This is a genomic window from bacterium (assembly GCA_030685015.1).
GTDB lineage: Bacteria > CAIWAD01 > CAIWAD01 > CAIWAD01 > CAIWAD01 > CAIWAD01.
Genome location: JAUXWS010000064.1, coordinates 51,701 through 65,045, shown reverse-complemented (window position 1 = coordinate 65,045; position 13,345 = coordinate 51,701). Strand labels below are relative to the sequence as shown.

General features: G+C 69.3%; 11 protein-coding genes. All 11 read right to left on the bottom strand.

The window, feature by feature from the left end:
- Nucleotides 1-360: 360 nt before the first annotated feature.
- The 11 genes from mdh to Q8O14_09295 all read right to left on the bottom strand — a co-directional run bounded on the left by mdh (nt 361) and on the right by Q8O14_09295 (nt 13,133).
- Nucleotides 361-1,305 carry a malate dehydrogenase gene (gene mdh, locus Q8O14_09345; protein ID MDP2360943.1) on the bottom strand — a complete coding sequence of 315 codons (945 nt, stop codon included), beginning with the start codon at nt 1,303-1,305 and terminating at the stop codon, nt 361-363.
- A 144-nt stretch (nt 1,306-1,449) separates the two neighbouring features.
- Entirely contained in the window at nt 1,450-1,641 is a 192-nt protein-coding gene (locus tag Q8O14_09340) for a hypothetical protein (GenBank protein ID MDP2360942.1), read from the bottom strand.
- Nucleotides 1,642-1,700: 59 nt separating this feature from the next.
- Nucleotides 1,701-3,239, bottom strand: coding sequence for a ribonuclease Y (gene rny / locus Q8O14_09335; GenBank protein MDP2360941.1), 1,539 nt, complete (start codon nt 3,237-3,239; stop codon nt 1,701-1,703).
- Nucleotides 3,240-3,546: 307 nt separating this feature from the next.
- Nucleotides 3,547-4,479: a PHP domain-containing protein gene (locus Q8O14_09330; GenBank protein MDP2360940.1), complete on the bottom strand. Its 933-nt coding sequence runs from the start codon at nt 4,477-4,479 to the stop codon at nt 3,547-3,549.
- On the bottom strand, nt 4,476-5,552 hold the full coding sequence (gene nadA / locus Q8O14_09325) for a quinolinate synthase NadA (protein ID MDP2360939.1): 1,077 nt from the start codon (nt 5,550-5,552) through the stop codon (nt 4,476-4,478). The genes Q8O14_09330 and nadA overlap by 4 nt, the downstream gene beginning before the upstream one ends.
- Nucleotides 5,553-5,691: 139 nt before the next feature.
- A complete protein-coding gene (locus Q8O14_09320) occupies nt 5,692-7,185 on the bottom strand; it encodes a leucyl aminopeptidase (GenBank protein MDP2360938.1) in 1,494 nt (497 codons plus the stop codon).
- Between the two features lie 11 nt (nt 7,186-7,196).
- Nucleotides 7,197-8,105 carry a 4-hydroxy-3-methylbut-2-enyl diphosphate reductase gene (ispH, locus tag Q8O14_09315; protein ID MDP2360937.1) on the bottom strand — a complete coding sequence of 303 codons (909 nt, stop codon included), beginning with the start codon at nt 8,103-8,105 and terminating at the stop codon, nt 7,197-7,199.
- 197 nt (nt 8,106-8,302) lie between these two features.
- Nucleotides 8,303-10,201: a 1-deoxy-D-xylulose-5-phosphate synthase gene (gene dxs, locus Q8O14_09310; protein ID MDP2360936.1), complete on the bottom strand. Its 1,899-nt coding sequence runs from the start codon at nt 10,199-10,201 to the stop codon at nt 8,303-8,305.
- A gap of 112 nt (nt 10,202-10,313) precedes the next feature.
- Nucleotides 10,314-11,402, bottom strand: a complete 1,089-nt coding sequence (locus tag Q8O14_09305; protein MDP2360935.1) for a DHH family phosphoesterase — start codon at nt 11,400-11,402, stop codon at nt 10,314-10,316.
- 275 nt (nt 11,403-11,677) lie between these two features.
- Nucleotides 11,678-12,505, bottom strand: a complete 828-nt coding sequence (locus tag Q8O14_09300) for a DUF2400 family protein (protein MDP2360934.1) — start codon at nt 12,503-12,505, stop codon at nt 11,678-11,680.
- A 31-nt stretch (nt 12,506-12,536) separates the two neighbouring features.
- Nucleotides 12,537-13,133 (bottom strand): hypothetical protein, encoded by a 597-nt coding sequence (locus Q8O14_09295; protein MDP2360933.1) that lies wholly within the window; start codon nt 13,131-13,133, stop codon nt 12,537-12,539.
- Nucleotides 13,134-13,345: the final 212 nt, after the last annotated feature.

The following is a 13,345-nucleotide window of genomic DNA, read 5'->3' as shown; positions in this document are numbered from 1 at the left end:
CCTCAAGCGGCCATGCCTCATTCCTGGCGAAGCAGCACCTGGCATGTCAACGCCCTCTTTTCGGCCTCGTCGTGCGTCGCGACTGACCGCCGCAGCGAAGCGAAGGCGGGAAGTATGCGCGCGCAGAGGCCGAAGAGATGGGACCACAAAGTCGTCATACGCGCGACCCCGCGCGTGTCACACACTCCGCCGGGCAGGGTCTGCAAGCCTTTTCTTTGCCCCGCTTTCTTTTTGCGAAAAGAAAGTGGGAAGCCACCGCGCGCCAGCGCGGAACATCCCGCGTCAGCGGGGTTGGCGTGTCCGTCGAACCCGGCGCAGCGCCCGGGACGGCTGCCCGCGCCCCGGCCCGCAGGGGCGGATCTACTTCATGCTGGCGAGCAGGGCCTCCGCCTCCGCCACGTTCTTGCGGCAGTGGACAAGGCTGGCCTCGAAGAGGGCGCGCTCGGCCTCGTTCAGCGGCATCTCAAGAACCTTCGCCACGCCCGTGCGGTCGATCATGGTGGGGACACCCATGTAGACGTCCTTCTGCCCGAACTCGCCGGTCAGCCAGGCGGCGCAAGGCAGGATGCGGTTGCGGTTGCGCATCACGCTGTCCGCCATCTCCACCGCCGCGGCGCTGGGGGCGTAGTAGGCGCTGCCTGTTTTCAGGTACTTGACGATCTCGGCGCCGCCGTCCCGCGTCCGCTGGACGATGGCTTCGATCTGGGCCGCCGGCATCAGCTCGGGCAAGGGGATGCCGCCCACCGTCGTGTAGCGGGGCAGGGGAACCATCGTGTCGCCGTGGCCGCCCAGCACCATGGCCTGGACGTCCTTCACGCTGACGTTCATCGCCTCGGCGATGAAGCTGCGGTAACGGGCCGTGTCCAGGATGCCCGCCATGCCGAAGACGCGCTTGTGGGGGAACTCGGAGGCCTTGAGCGCCACGTAGGTCATGGCGTCCAGCGGGTTGGAGACGACGATGAGGACGGCCTCCGGGCTCAAGGGGGCGGCCTGGCTGATGCAGCTCCAGACGATCTCGGTGTTCATCTTGAGCAGGTCGTCGCGGCTCATCCCCGGCTTGCGGGCGAGTCCCGCCGTCATGATGATGACGTCGCTGCCCGCCGTCTCCGCGTAGCCGTTGGTGCCCACCATGCGGGTGTCATAGCCCTCGATGGGGGCCGTCTCCCACATGTCGAGGGCCTTGCCCTGGGGGATGCCATCGACGATGTCGACCAGCACCACCGTCTGCGCAAGCTGCTTCTCCGCCAGGCGCTGGGCGCAAGTGGCGCCCACGTTGCCGGCGCCGATCACCGTGATCTTGCTCATGGAAGTCTCCTGTGACGGAATGGGATGATGGGAGACGCCGCGCCAACCCTACCCGGCGTGGCGTCCACCGGCCCGCGGCCGGTTGTCGATTTCTTGACAAATATAGGGCAGCCCCGCAGGGGGCACAATGCGCCGCGGCGGGGATCAGTTCTCGATCTCGGGGTTCTGTTCGAGGTCCTCGTCGATCATGGCCTGCTGGCGCTCGCAGCGCTCCCAGCATGCCTGGCAGAACCAGGTCTCCTCGTTGAAGGGGTCGGGGAAGTAGGCCAGGAGCGGGTCCTCCGTCAGGCACATGCCGCAGGACATGCCCTCCCGCCACGCCATGCCGTTCTGCATCTGAGTTCCCCCTTCATGATGACGGGACGGCCGCTCCCGGCGCCCAGCCCGCCAAGCCGCTAGACGGCCGTGGCCACGGCGCGGGACTCGCGGATGACGACCACCTTGATCTGCCCCGGGAACTGCATGTCCTGGGAGATCTTCTCGGCGATGTCGCTGGAGAGCTTCTCGCTCATGGCGTCGTCCACGCGGGCCGACTCGGCCACAACGCGGATCTCGCGACCGGCGTAGAGGGCGTAGACTCGATGCACGCCCGGGAAGCCTCCGGCGATTCCCTCCAGCATCTCCACGCGGCGCGTGTAGCTGTCCACGCTGTCCCGCCGCACACCCGGCCGGGAGCTGGAGATGATGTCCGCCGCTGTCACCAGTTCGCTGATGGGATCGATGGGCGGCGCCTCGTTGTGGTGGGCCATCACCGAGTTGATGACGATGGGATGCTCGCGCACCCGCTTGCATACTTCGACGCCGATGGCCACGTGGCTGCGGTCGCTGCCGTTGGAGTCGGCCTTGCCCACGTCGTGGAGCAGGCCGGCCCGCTTGGCCAGCATCACGTCCAGGCCCAGCTCGGCGGCCAGGCTGCCGGCGATGCGCGCCACCTCGCGGCTGTGGTCGAGCACGTTCTGGCCGTAGCTGGTGCGGAAGCGCAGGCGGCCCAGCATGCGCTTGAGGTCGGGGTGGACGCTCAGACGCAGGTCCTTGAGCACCTTGCCCGCCGCCTCGTTCATGATGTTCTCCACCGTGCGCGTGGCCTTGGTCACGGCGTCCTGGATGGTGCGCGGGCTGAAGTTGCGCGTCTTGATCAGGGTGTCGAGGGCCTGGCGGGCGATCTCCCGCCGCACTGGATCGAAGCAGGAGATGACGATGGTGTCCGGTGTCTCGTCGACGATGATCTTCGTCCCCGTGATCGCCTCGAAGGACTTGATGTTGCGGCCTTCCCGGCCGATCACCATGCCCTTGATACGGTTGTTGGGGATCTCGACCTCCTTGATCGTCGCCTCGCTGGTGGCGTCGGCCGCCATCTTCTCGATGGTGGTGACAATCACCTCCCGCGCCTCGCGTGAGGCGTTCTCGCGGGCCTGCCCCTTGATCTCCGCCGCCAGCTGGGCCGCCTCGCTCTCGTAGCGCTGCTCGGCCTGCTCCAGCACCTGGCGGCGGGCCTCCTCCATCGTCAGCCCGGAGACGGCCTCCAGCCGGTGCTGGACCTCCTCGAGGCGGAGCTTCAGCTCGTCCTTGAGGGACTTCTGCTCCTCCTCCTTGTGGTCCAGCATCTTGGCCTTGAGGGTGAGTTCCATCTCCAGATCCTGGACGGCCTTCTGCGAACCGCGGATCTCCGCCTCATGGCCCTTAAGCTGCTGCTCCTTCTGCTGCAGCTTCTTCTCGCGCTGTTTGAGGTCGGCCTTGCGCCGGTTCTCCTTGACCAGCCACTCCTCCCGGGCATTGACCAGGGCCTGCTTGCGCAGGGTCTCCGCCTCCTGGCGCGCCTGGGCGAGGATCTCGTCGCCCGCCCGGCCCCGCTGCCGCTGGAGGGTCAGGATGAGAGCGGCCGCCAGCCCACCGCCCGCCAGGAAGGCCAGCAGGCAATACATCCAATCCGTCATGGGTGAGTGTCCTTTCCTTGTCGCCGGCCGCCCTGGGGGCCGGAGGGCGCCGCCGCATCACGGCCGGGGGCGCGGGGCGCAAGGTAGTAATCAGGGACGGTCCCCCACGGGCGATCCGGGACCACCTTGGTTGTCATCATAAACAAGTAAGGATCTATAGGTAATGATTTTATTTCCTGTTAAATATCAGTCAATAACTCAAACTGCGAAAACAACAATGAATCATTTTGACACATTATAATGTCTTTATTGATCCTAAGCTATTATCCCTGAATTCTACAAGTAGTATACCGACATATCTTCATCCTCACAAGGCGGCGAGCAGGTCCTGGAGCCGCCCTCCCACATCGGCTGGCCGCCACAGCGGCGCATGGTAGCGGCCCAGGCGCGGGTCATGGAAGTCGCTGCCCGCCGAGGCGGAGAGCCGGTTGCGGCGGCAGAGGTCGTGGAGTTCCTGCACCATGGCGGCGCGATGGCTGGGATGGCGCGCCTCCAGCCCATCCACCCCCAGGTCGATCAGCGTGAGGGCGGCGCCGGGGGGCAGGGTCTTGCCCGGGTGGGCGGCGATGGCCACGCCGCCCAGGCCCTGGGCCAGGCGCAGGGCCTCGCGCAGCTCGGGCAGCTGCTTGGGCAGCCAGGCGGGGCGGCCATCGGCCAGCCACTTCTGGAAGGACTCGTTGATGGAGGCGGTCCGTCCCTCCGCCACAAGCAGGCGGGCCAGGTGGGGCCGGCCCACGCTGCCCGTCTCCAGCCGCGCCGCCAGGGGGGAGAGGTCCAGGGGCAGGCCCAGCTCGGCCAAGCGGGCGGCCATGGCCGCCACCCGGCCCCGGCGCATGGCGCGGATGCGGGCCATCAACTCCTCAAGTTCGGCCTGGCCGGGAGGAATACCGTAGACAAGCAGATGGACCTCCACCGGGCCGGTGGGGGCCGGCGCCGGGGTGCGCCCGGCCTCCCTCGCCGCCTCCCGGCGGCGGGTCTCCTCGTCGCGGAGGGGGAGCAGCTCGGCGCAGGCGCAGGTCAGCTCGACGGCGGGCAGGCATTTCATGCCGTGGCGGGCGGCCTCACGCCCGAACTCGGGCACACCGGCCATGGTGTCATGGTCGCTGAGGGCGCCCGTTCCCACACCGGCCTGCACCATGCGGCGCGCCACCTCGCAGGGGGCCAGGCTGCCGTCCGAATGCAGGGAATGGCTGTGCAGATCCAGGGCGGCGGCGGTCCGCAGGCGGGAGATGCTGATCACACGGCCAACATGCGTTCCAGGGCGAGCCGGGCGTCGGCCTGCAGCTCGGGCGGGATCTCCACCACGTTGACCTCGCCCAGGCGGTCCAGCACCCAAAGCAGGTCGTTGAGGCTGATCTTCCACATGTTGGGACAGAGGCTGCGGTCCAGGGGGCGGATCTCCTTGTCCGGGTTCTCCAGCTGCAGGCGCTGCACCAGGTTCAGCTCGGTGCCGACCCGGATGCGGCTGCCCGGGGCCCGCGCCCGGCACCAGTCGATGATGTGGGCCGTGGAGCCCGCCTCGTCGGCGGCGGCCACCACTTCCCGCCGGCATTCAGGGTGGACGATGACCTGCAGGTCGGGGTCCACGGCCCGCTCCGCTTCGATCATCTCCACGGTGAAGTGGGTGTGGACGTGGCAGTAGCCCTTCCACAACAGGACGCGGGCGCGGCGCGCCTGGTCGGCGCTGAGGCCACCCAGGGGCAGGGCCGGGTTCCAGAGGGCCACTTCCTCGTCCTGGAATCCCTTGTGGAAGGCCGTGTTGCGACCCAGATGCTCGTCGGGGAAGAAGAAGATGCGCTCGCCGCGGGACAGGGCCCAGTCGAAGATCCGGCCGGCGTTGGAGCTGGTGCAGACGGCGCCGCCCAGGCGGCCGGTGAAGGCCTTTGTCTCCACGTCGCTGTTGACGTAGGTGACGGGAATGACTCCTTTTGTCGAGCCCAGCGCCTCCCCCAGCTCCCGCCAGGCGCGCTCGGTGCCGGCCTGGTCGGCCATGTCGGCCATGGGGCAGCCGGCGCTGGTGTCGGGATGGACCACCACCTGGTCCTCGCGGGCCAGCAGACGGGCGCTGTCCGCCATGAACTCCACGCCGCAAAAGACAATCCAGCGGGCGTCGAGGGCCGCGGCCGTCTTGGACAGGCCGTAGCTGTCGCCCCGGTGGTCGGCCAGCTCGATCACCTCCTGCTTCTGGTAGTGGTGGCCCAGGATGCAGAGATCGGCGCCCAGCCGCTCCTTGTGGGCCCGCACCCGGGCCGTCATCTCGGCGGGGTCCAGCCCCAGCCACGCGTCGGGAAGGGTCTGACGTTGCCGCGCCATGCGCGGCCTCCTTTCTCCTGTGACAGGGAACAAAGCGCCCGCCAAGGCGGGCGCCTCCCGTGACGACGGGGAGGATGGACAAGGACCCGCGGCCAAGTGTCATGCGAATCCACCGGCCGACCGCCCCGCTGCCGGCGCCTTATCCGGCGAAGGTGTCCAGCAACTCCGCCAGCAGGTGGACGCCCACGCCGGTGGGTCCGGCCGGATAGCCGGCCTTTTTCGCCACCCAGGCCGTCCCCGCGATGTCGATGTGCGCCCAGGGCGTCTCCTCGGACACCGCCTCGTTCAGGAAGCAGGCGGCGGTGATGGTGCCCGCCTCCCGCGTGTTGGTGCTGTTGCGGATGTCGGCCACCGGCGACTTGACCATCGCCTTGTAGTCCTCGGCCAGGGGCAGGGGCCAGCACACGTCGCCCGAGCGGCTGCCGGCGTCCACCACGGCCTCGACCATGGCCGGATCGTTGCCCAGGACGGCGCTCATCTCATGGCCCAGGCAGATGAGCACGGCGCCGGTCAGGGTGGCGAGGTCCACCATGGCGTCGGGCTGGAAGGTGCGCTCGGCCCAGCTGAGGGCGTCGCAGAGCAGGAGGCGCCCCTCGGCGTCCGTGTTGACCACTTCCACCGTCTTGCCGCACAGCAGGCGGATGATGTCCCCCGGCTTGTAGGCCTGGCCGTCGGGCAGGTTCTCGGCGGCCGGGATGACGCCCAGCACGTCGACGCCGGGCGCCAGGCGGGCGATCACCTGGAAAAGACCCAGCACGGCGGCGGCTCCGCACATGTCGTACTTCATCTCCTCCATCTGGGCGGAGGGCTTGATGCTGATGCCGCCCGAGTCGAAGGTGATGCCCTTCCCGATGAAAGCCAGGCGCCGCGCCTTGGGCTTGCCGCAGCGGTACTCCAGGGCGATGAGGCGGCTCTCCTCGCGGCTGCCCTGCCCCACCGCCAGGATGCCGCCGGCCCCAAGCTTCCGCAACTGGGCCTCGCCCAGCACGCGGGTCTTGACCTTGCCCCCCGAGGCGGCGGCGATGGCGCGGGCGTTGTCCGCCAGAAATCCCGGCGTCACGGTGTTGCCCGGCTCCTGGGCCAGGTCGCGGGCGTGGTTGACCCCTTCGCCGATGAGGGCGCCGCGCAGGAAGGCGTCGGTGAGGGGCTTGGCCGGCTGCTCGCCGGCCCGCAGGGCCAGGTTGGCCAGCGTGCTTGTCTTGGGCTTGCTCTTGTAGCGCTCGAATCTCCAACTGCCCACCTTGAGGGCGCGACCCAGCGCCAGGGCCAGGTCCGCCGGGACGGGCCCGTCCTCCTCGAGCAGGGGGAATTCCACCACCGCGTCACGGAAGCTCTTCTCCCGCAGCGACAGCATGAGGCCGCCGTAGATCTCGGTGGCCGCCTTCAGCGAGAACTTCCCGCGCTCGCCCAGACCCAGCAGCAGCACGCGCCGCACGGGGCAGGCGCCCGTGGGCAGAAGGAGGAGTTGTTCCCCCTTCTCGCCCTTGAAGTCATGCTGGAGGGCCGCCTCCAGCGGAAAGTGCGCGGCCAGGACGGCCACATCGCCAAAGAGAGCTTCCCCCTTGAAGAGGCCCAGGACGTAGAGTTCTGTCTTCAAGGTGGCCAGCGAGCCTTTGCGGGCACGTATCTCCACAAAATCCCCCATTAGTTGGCGGCCGAAGCCAGGCCTGGCCGAATGCGGCCCAGGTCCTGTCCCGGCAATGGCCGCAGCGTGCCGCCCAGGCTTTCCAGCCGTTCGATCACGCCGCGGATCAATTTGTCCGGCGTCGACGCCCCCGCCGACACCCCCACCACCCGGCGGCCCCGGACCCAGTCCGCCTCCAGGCCGCTTTCATCCTCGATCAGCCAGGCCGGACGTCCCATGTCGGCGGCGATGTCGCGCAGCCGGCAGGCGTTGGCGCTGTTGGCGGAACCCACCACGATCACCGCCTCGGCTTCCCGGGCCAGCTCGACGATGGCCTCCTGGCGCTGCTCCGTGGCGTGGCAGATCGTGTTGTGCACTTCGATGTGCGGGAAGCGCCGGCGCAGGGCCTCCTCCATCCGGTCGAATTCGGCCATGCCCTGGGTCGTCTGGGAGACCAGCGCCACCCTCTCCCAGGAGGGCAGGTCCGCCGCCTCCTCCGGCTGGCGGATGCGGTGGATGTGGGCCGGGGCCACGCCCAGCACGCCCTCCACCTCGTCATGGCCCTCGTCGCCCAGGAGCAGCACCTCGTAGCCCTGCCGCACCAGCTTCTCCGCCGTGCGGTGGATCTTGGTCACCAGCGGGCAGGTGACGTCCAGCACCTCCAGTCCGCGCTGGTGGGCCTCCTTGACAACCTCCGGGCTGACACCGTGGGCGCTGATGACGAAGATGCCGTCCCGCGATCCATCCACCGAGTTGACGCTGCGCACGTCCTGGCGGGCGAAGTCATCGATGACGTGCCGGTTGTGCACAATCTCGTTCAGGATGTCGATGGGACGCTCCGGCGCGCTCTCCCGCGCCGCCTGGACCATGTCGATGGCCCGCTCGACCCCGAAGCAGAAGCCCGCCTCGCGGGCAAGATGGATGATCATGCCTCCCTGCTTTCTCCCCTTCCGGGGCATCGCTATGAGCAACTCATCGATATCGATATCGATATCGATATCGAATCAACCCTGGCCTTGGGACTCACACCAGTCCCGCTTCCAACACCGCTCGCCCCGCGGATCGGGGGTCGATACCGATACCGATACCGATCCCGATAGCGATCCGGATGACGATCCCGATCCCCTCATGCCAGGCCGAGATCCTTCGCCACCCGCTTGGCCAGATCGTCGCCGGTCAGGCCCACCGTGTGGAGCAGGATGCGGCGTTCGCCATGCTCCACCCAGTCGTCGGGCAGGCCCAGGCTTGTCAGGCGGCCGGCATGGCCGCGGGCGGCCAGTTCCTGTCGGAGCATGGCGCCGAAGCCGTTGAGGACGGCGCCCTCCTCCACCGCATAGAGCGGGCCGGCGTGCCGGGCCAGCTGGTCGAGCAGGGCCGTGTCCATGGGCTTGATGAAGCGGGCGTTGACCACGCCACAATCCACGCCACGGGCGGCGAGCAGGTCCGCCGCCTCGAGGGCCTCCCGCACCATGGCGCCGGTGGCCACCAGCACAGGGCCGTCGCCGGGCCGGAGCTGGCTCCAACTGCCCAGGGGCAGAAGCCGGGGGGCGCGCTCCGCCTCCCAGCAGAAACTGTTGTCCTTGGGGTAGCGGATGGCGAAGGGGCCGCCCTCATGGGCCAGGGCGGTGGCCACCAGGTCATGCAGCTCGTTGCCGTCGGCCGGGGCCGCCACCACCATGCCTGGCACCATGGACAGGTAGGCGATGTCCAGCGTGCCGTGGTGGGTGGGTCCATCCGCTCCCACCAGCCCGGCCCGGTCCAGCAGGAAGAGGACGGGCAGATGTTGGAGGGCCACGTCGTGCACGATGCTGTCCACCGCGCGCTGCAGGAAGGTGGAATAGATGCACACCACCGGTCGCATGCCTGCGGCGGCCAGACCCGCCGCGAAGGTGACGCCATGGCCCTCGGCGATGCCCACGTCATAGCAGCGCTCCGGGAACTGGCGGGCGAACTCGGCCAGGCCCGTCCCCTCGGCCATGGCCGCCGTGATGGCCACCAGGCGCTTGTCGCGGCGGGCGATGGGCGCCAGGATCCTCGGCACGAGGGACTGGTAGGCCGGGGCGGTGGGCCGGTCCGGCGGGGGCGGTGGCGCGGGGATGTCCCCCGTGTCGGTCAGCTTGCCGCCCACCCCGTGGTATTTCACCGGATCCTTTTCCGCCACTTCGAGGCCCTTGCCCTTGACGGTGAGGACGTGCAGGAGGCGCGGCCCGCGGATCTGCTTGAGGCGCTCCAGGATGCGGATCAGCCCGGGCAGGTCGTGGCCGTCCACCGGCCCGAAGTAGCGGAAGCCGAACTCGTTGAAGAGGAGGCCGGGCGTCACCATGGAGTGGAGGCTCTCCTCGAGGCGGCGGCCCAGCTCGCGGGCGCGGCGGCTGGTGCTGTCGGGCAGGCGGCCCAGGGCCTCCCACACCTGGTCGCGCAGGCGGTTGAGGCGCGGACTGGTCGTCATCTCGGTGAAGGTGCGGGAGAGGGCGCCGACGTTGGGGCTGATGGACAGGGTGTTGTCGTTGAGGATGACCAGCAGGTCCCGCTGGCTGATGCCGGCGTTGTTGAGGGCCTCCATCGCCAGGCCGCCCGTCATGGAGCCGTCGCCGATGATGGCAGCCACGTGCCGCTGCTGGCCCAGGTGGTGGGCGGCCTCGGCGAAGCCCAGAGCGGCCGAGATGGAGGTGGAGGCGTGGCCGGCGCCGAACTGGTCGTGCTCCGACTCGCTGCGCTTGAGGAAACCCGACAGCCCGCGGTACTGGCGGATGGTGGCGAAGCGCGTGCGCCGGCCCGTCAGCAGCTTGTGGATATAGGCCTGGTGGCCCACATCCCAGACCAGCACGTCGCGGGGCGTCTCGAAGACGCGGTGCAGGGCCACGGTCAGCTCGACCACGCCCAGGCTGGCGCCCAGATGGCCGCCCACCTGGGTGATGACCTCGATGACGAATTCGCGCAGCTCGCGGCAGACCACATCCAGACGGTCCTCGGGCAGGGCGCGCAGGTCGGCGGGCGAAGCGATGCTCTCAATCAGGCGCGGCATGCGCGCTCCTTCCTGGACACGAATGGACACGATGGTTGGCCGCGGCGGGCGGATGAGCGCCCGGGCGGGTCGACGCGGACCCGGGACGCGGGCGATGCAGGGCGGGGCGGTCTCATGCGGTCGCCACCCGGCCGGCCGGCCCCGCCTCGTCATCGAACTGGGCCAGGGCCAGGGCCAGCACCTGCTCGCGCAGGCCGGCCTCCTGCCGGACCGTGGCGCCGGCGGCGTAGCGGTGCCCGCCGCCGCCCAAGGCCAGGGCGATGGCGGCGGCGTCGCGCGGGGCCACGCAGCGCAGGTTGACCTTGGCCGCCCCGTCGTCCAGCTCACAGAGGACGATGCACATCTGGCAACCGCGGATGCTGAGCCCAAGGTTGGCGAAGCCGTCGCTGTCCTCCCGCGTGGCGCCGCTGCGGGCCAGCATCTCGCGGGTCAGGGCGAACTCCAGCAGGCGGCCCCCGGCATGGGAGCGCCGCGAGGCCAGGAAGAGGGCCAGCAGGTCGTAGCGCTCCGGCGGGTGGTTCTGGTCCAGTTCGGCATGGACCCGCTCAGGACGGGCGCCGGCCCGCACCAGGGCGGCGGCCAGCTCCAGGGTATCCCCCGTCGTGCTGCTGAAGGCGAAGCCGCCCGTGTCGGTGGTCAGCGCGGCATAGAGGGCCTGGGCCATGGCGGGACCGGGACGCACCCCCCAGGCGGCCAGCAGGGCGGCCACCACTTCTCCCGTGCTGCTCAGGCCGGGAAAGACGGCGCTCAGCCCGGCCAGGTCGTTGGCCAGGTGATGATCCAGCACGAGGGTGGGCAGGCGACGGGCCTCGATCAGGGCGGCCACCGCTCCCACGCGGCCCAGGCTGGAGACATCCAGGATGACAGCGCGATCCACGCCCTCCAGGTCGGCCCGCGCCACGTCCTCACCCTGCCAGATCTGGCCGGCGCAGCCCTCGAAGAGGAAACGGCAGTTCTCCTGCATGGGCGTCGGCAGCAGGATGACGGTGCGGCGGCCTTTCTCCTGCAGGGCCTGGGCCAGGGCGGCCAGGCTGCCCAGGCCGTCGGCGTCCGGATGGACGTGGGTGGTTAGCAGGAAGCCCCGCCCCTCCTCCAGCCAGCTCAGCACGGCGGACCAGTCGTGGGCGCGGGGGTCTCCCGCCTCGCCGCCCGATCGGGGCGGAGGCAGGCAGGGGCGCGGGGCGGCCGGGGCAGGGGACATGGAATCCTTTCAAAAACAGGTGTCCAACATAGCATTGGACCCAAGGGGTGACAAGGATGGGGGGAGGTGCGGGGAGTCCGGCGGTCTATCAGAGTGTGCCCGACAGGCTGCTAGCAGCCTGTCGGGCTTGGGCCTTGGATGGGATTCGCGCCCAAATCGTGGCCGGTTTTTCGGAAGTTTCGCAGGGCATACTGGTGGTCTGTTCAAGAAACTTGCGGAAAATCCGGACCGATTGGGGCGATGAAGACCGCCAAGTGGCCAAGTCCGACAGGCTGCTAGGCGTGGCGGAAGCGCTGGCGCATGGCTTCGATGTCCAGATCCAGCACAAGCAGGCGATCGAGGGCATGGCTGTAGTAGACCGGATCGGCCGGGCGCAGCTGCCGCAACTGCTGGGTGGCCTCCAGCACGGCCCCCCGGCAGGGCTTCTCCCGTTCGCAGAGCTTCAACCAGCGCAGGCGGTCCAGCGAGGCTTGCTCGAGGGGCAGGAGCAGGTGTTCCGGACTGGGCCGGCTCCACAGTCCCAGATCCAGTCCGTCGTCCGGCCGGCAGACGGCCCGCAGGAAGAGGTGCAGGCGGGCAGTGGCCGACCCCTTGGCCGGCCGCGGCAGAAGGTGGCCCAGCCGATGCTCGCGGCAGGCCGCCTCATCCAGCCCGTGGGACAGCTCCACCACGAAGCGGTCAAGAGTCACCAGCGGCGGGCGGGTGCCGGCCGGCCCCAGGCTGGCCTGGTACAGGTCGGCCAGGCTGCGGTGGCGCCGCAGGGCGTTGCGCAGGCCGGACAGCCACAGCCCCAGGCCCTCCGGCCCAATGAAGCCCAGCTGCAAGTCCCGGCACAGGTCATGCAACATCTGGCGGCTGGCCTTGACCAGGGTGAGGCCCGGCTGCCGCCCCAGGCGGTTGAGCAGAAGCCCCGACACCTGGCGCGAGGCCGCCGCGTCGCCCACCTGCAGCATGCAGAGCAAGTAGGCGGCCAGCTCCCGGTCGCGGGGATGGGCCAATTCGCGGGCCGGTTTCAACACATGGTGGGCAGGGGGTTGGCGCAGCTGTTCCTCGGCCAGCCCCCCCAGGAAGCGTCTCAATCGTTGCAGGCGGGCCGCCTTCACGGCCGCCCCGCCATCACGCCGCCCATGGTTGTCATTGGCTTTGCAGCACCTTCTCGATCACGTCGTAGTGCACGGCCTCGGCATAGGCGCGCAGATCCGCCTCGCTGACGGCGTTGCCCTGCACGCTGACCAGCACCTTCTGGCCGACGACCACCATGATCGTCCCATCGCGCTCCTGCGCGTCGTAGTCGAGGGTGGCCTTGTGGGCGCCGATCTTGATCAGCTTCTGGCCGGAGGAGGTCAGCATCATGGGCGAGGCGAAGGAGGCAAGCAGCATGCCCATCATCGGATTGTCGGTGGCAATGCTGATGGAGCAGGTGGAGCCCTCATCCCCGGCCGTCCGCTCGTACTGGGCATTGGCGCCGGTGGCGCCGCCGAAGAAGGCCGATCCCAGGGCGGAGCTGCCCGAATCCGTTTTCCGCCAACCGGCCAGGGCGGCGGGCAGGGCGGCTTCCAGCCGTTCACCCTTCTGCTGCCTGATCAACTGGGAGGCATAGTCCAGGCTTTGGATCGCCTCGTCGGGCTTGCCCGCCAGCCAGGCCGTGCGTCCCTCGTCGATCCAGTCGGTCACCTCGTCGGCCGGCAGGGGCCGCGTGAGCAGCAGCAGGAGAAAAGCGATCCGCAGCATGATGTGCTCCTATCCATGGTGTGGCAGGCCGGACGGGGCGGGCGGCGGGCCAGTCGCGAGGCCACGTCTCCTCCACCGGCCGGGGGAAGATACCACAGCCGGCGGCAGGGTGCAGGCGCATGGGGCGGGCCGGCCAGGCCGGATCCCGAAGCGGAAGGGCCAAGAAAAAGTCCGGCCCCCGCGCGAGGACCGGACCTGAACGGGGCTTTTTC

What these genes read in the sequence shown, in the direction of transcription:
- ispH (MDP2360937.1), bottom strand. Translation starts at nt 8,105, where the DNA reads ATGATCATCCATCTTGCCCGCGAGGCGGGCTTCTGCTTCGGGGTCGAG.
- rny (MDP2360941.1), bottom strand. Translation starts at nt 3,239, where the DNA reads ATGACGGATTGGATGTATTGCCTGCTGGCCTTCCTGGCGGGCGGTGGG.
- Q8O14_09305 (MDP2360935.1), bottom strand. Translation starts at nt 11,402, where the DNA reads ATGTCCCCTGCCCCGGCCGCCCCGCGCCCCTGCCTGCCTCCGCCCCGA.
- Q8O14_09295 (MDP2360933.1), bottom strand. Translation starts at nt 13,133, where the DNA reads ATGCTGCGGATCGCTTTTCTCCTGCTGCTGCTCACGCGGCCCCTGCCG.
- Q8O14_09340 (MDP2360942.1), bottom strand. Translation starts at nt 1,641, where the DNA reads ATGCAGAACGGCATGGCGTGGCGGGAGGGCATGTCCTGCGGCATGTGC.
- nadA (MDP2360939.1), bottom strand. Translation starts at nt 5,552, where the DNA reads ATGGCGCGGCAACGTCAGACCCTTCCCGACGCGTGGCTGGGGCTGGAC.
- dxs (MDP2360936.1), bottom strand. Translation starts at nt 10,201, where the DNA reads ATGCCGCGCCTGATTGAGAGCATCGCTTCGCCCGCCGACCTGCGCGCC.
- mdh (MDP2360943.1), bottom strand. Translation starts at nt 1,305, where the DNA reads ATGAGCAAGATCACGGTGATCGGCGCCGGCAACGTGGGCGCCACTTGC.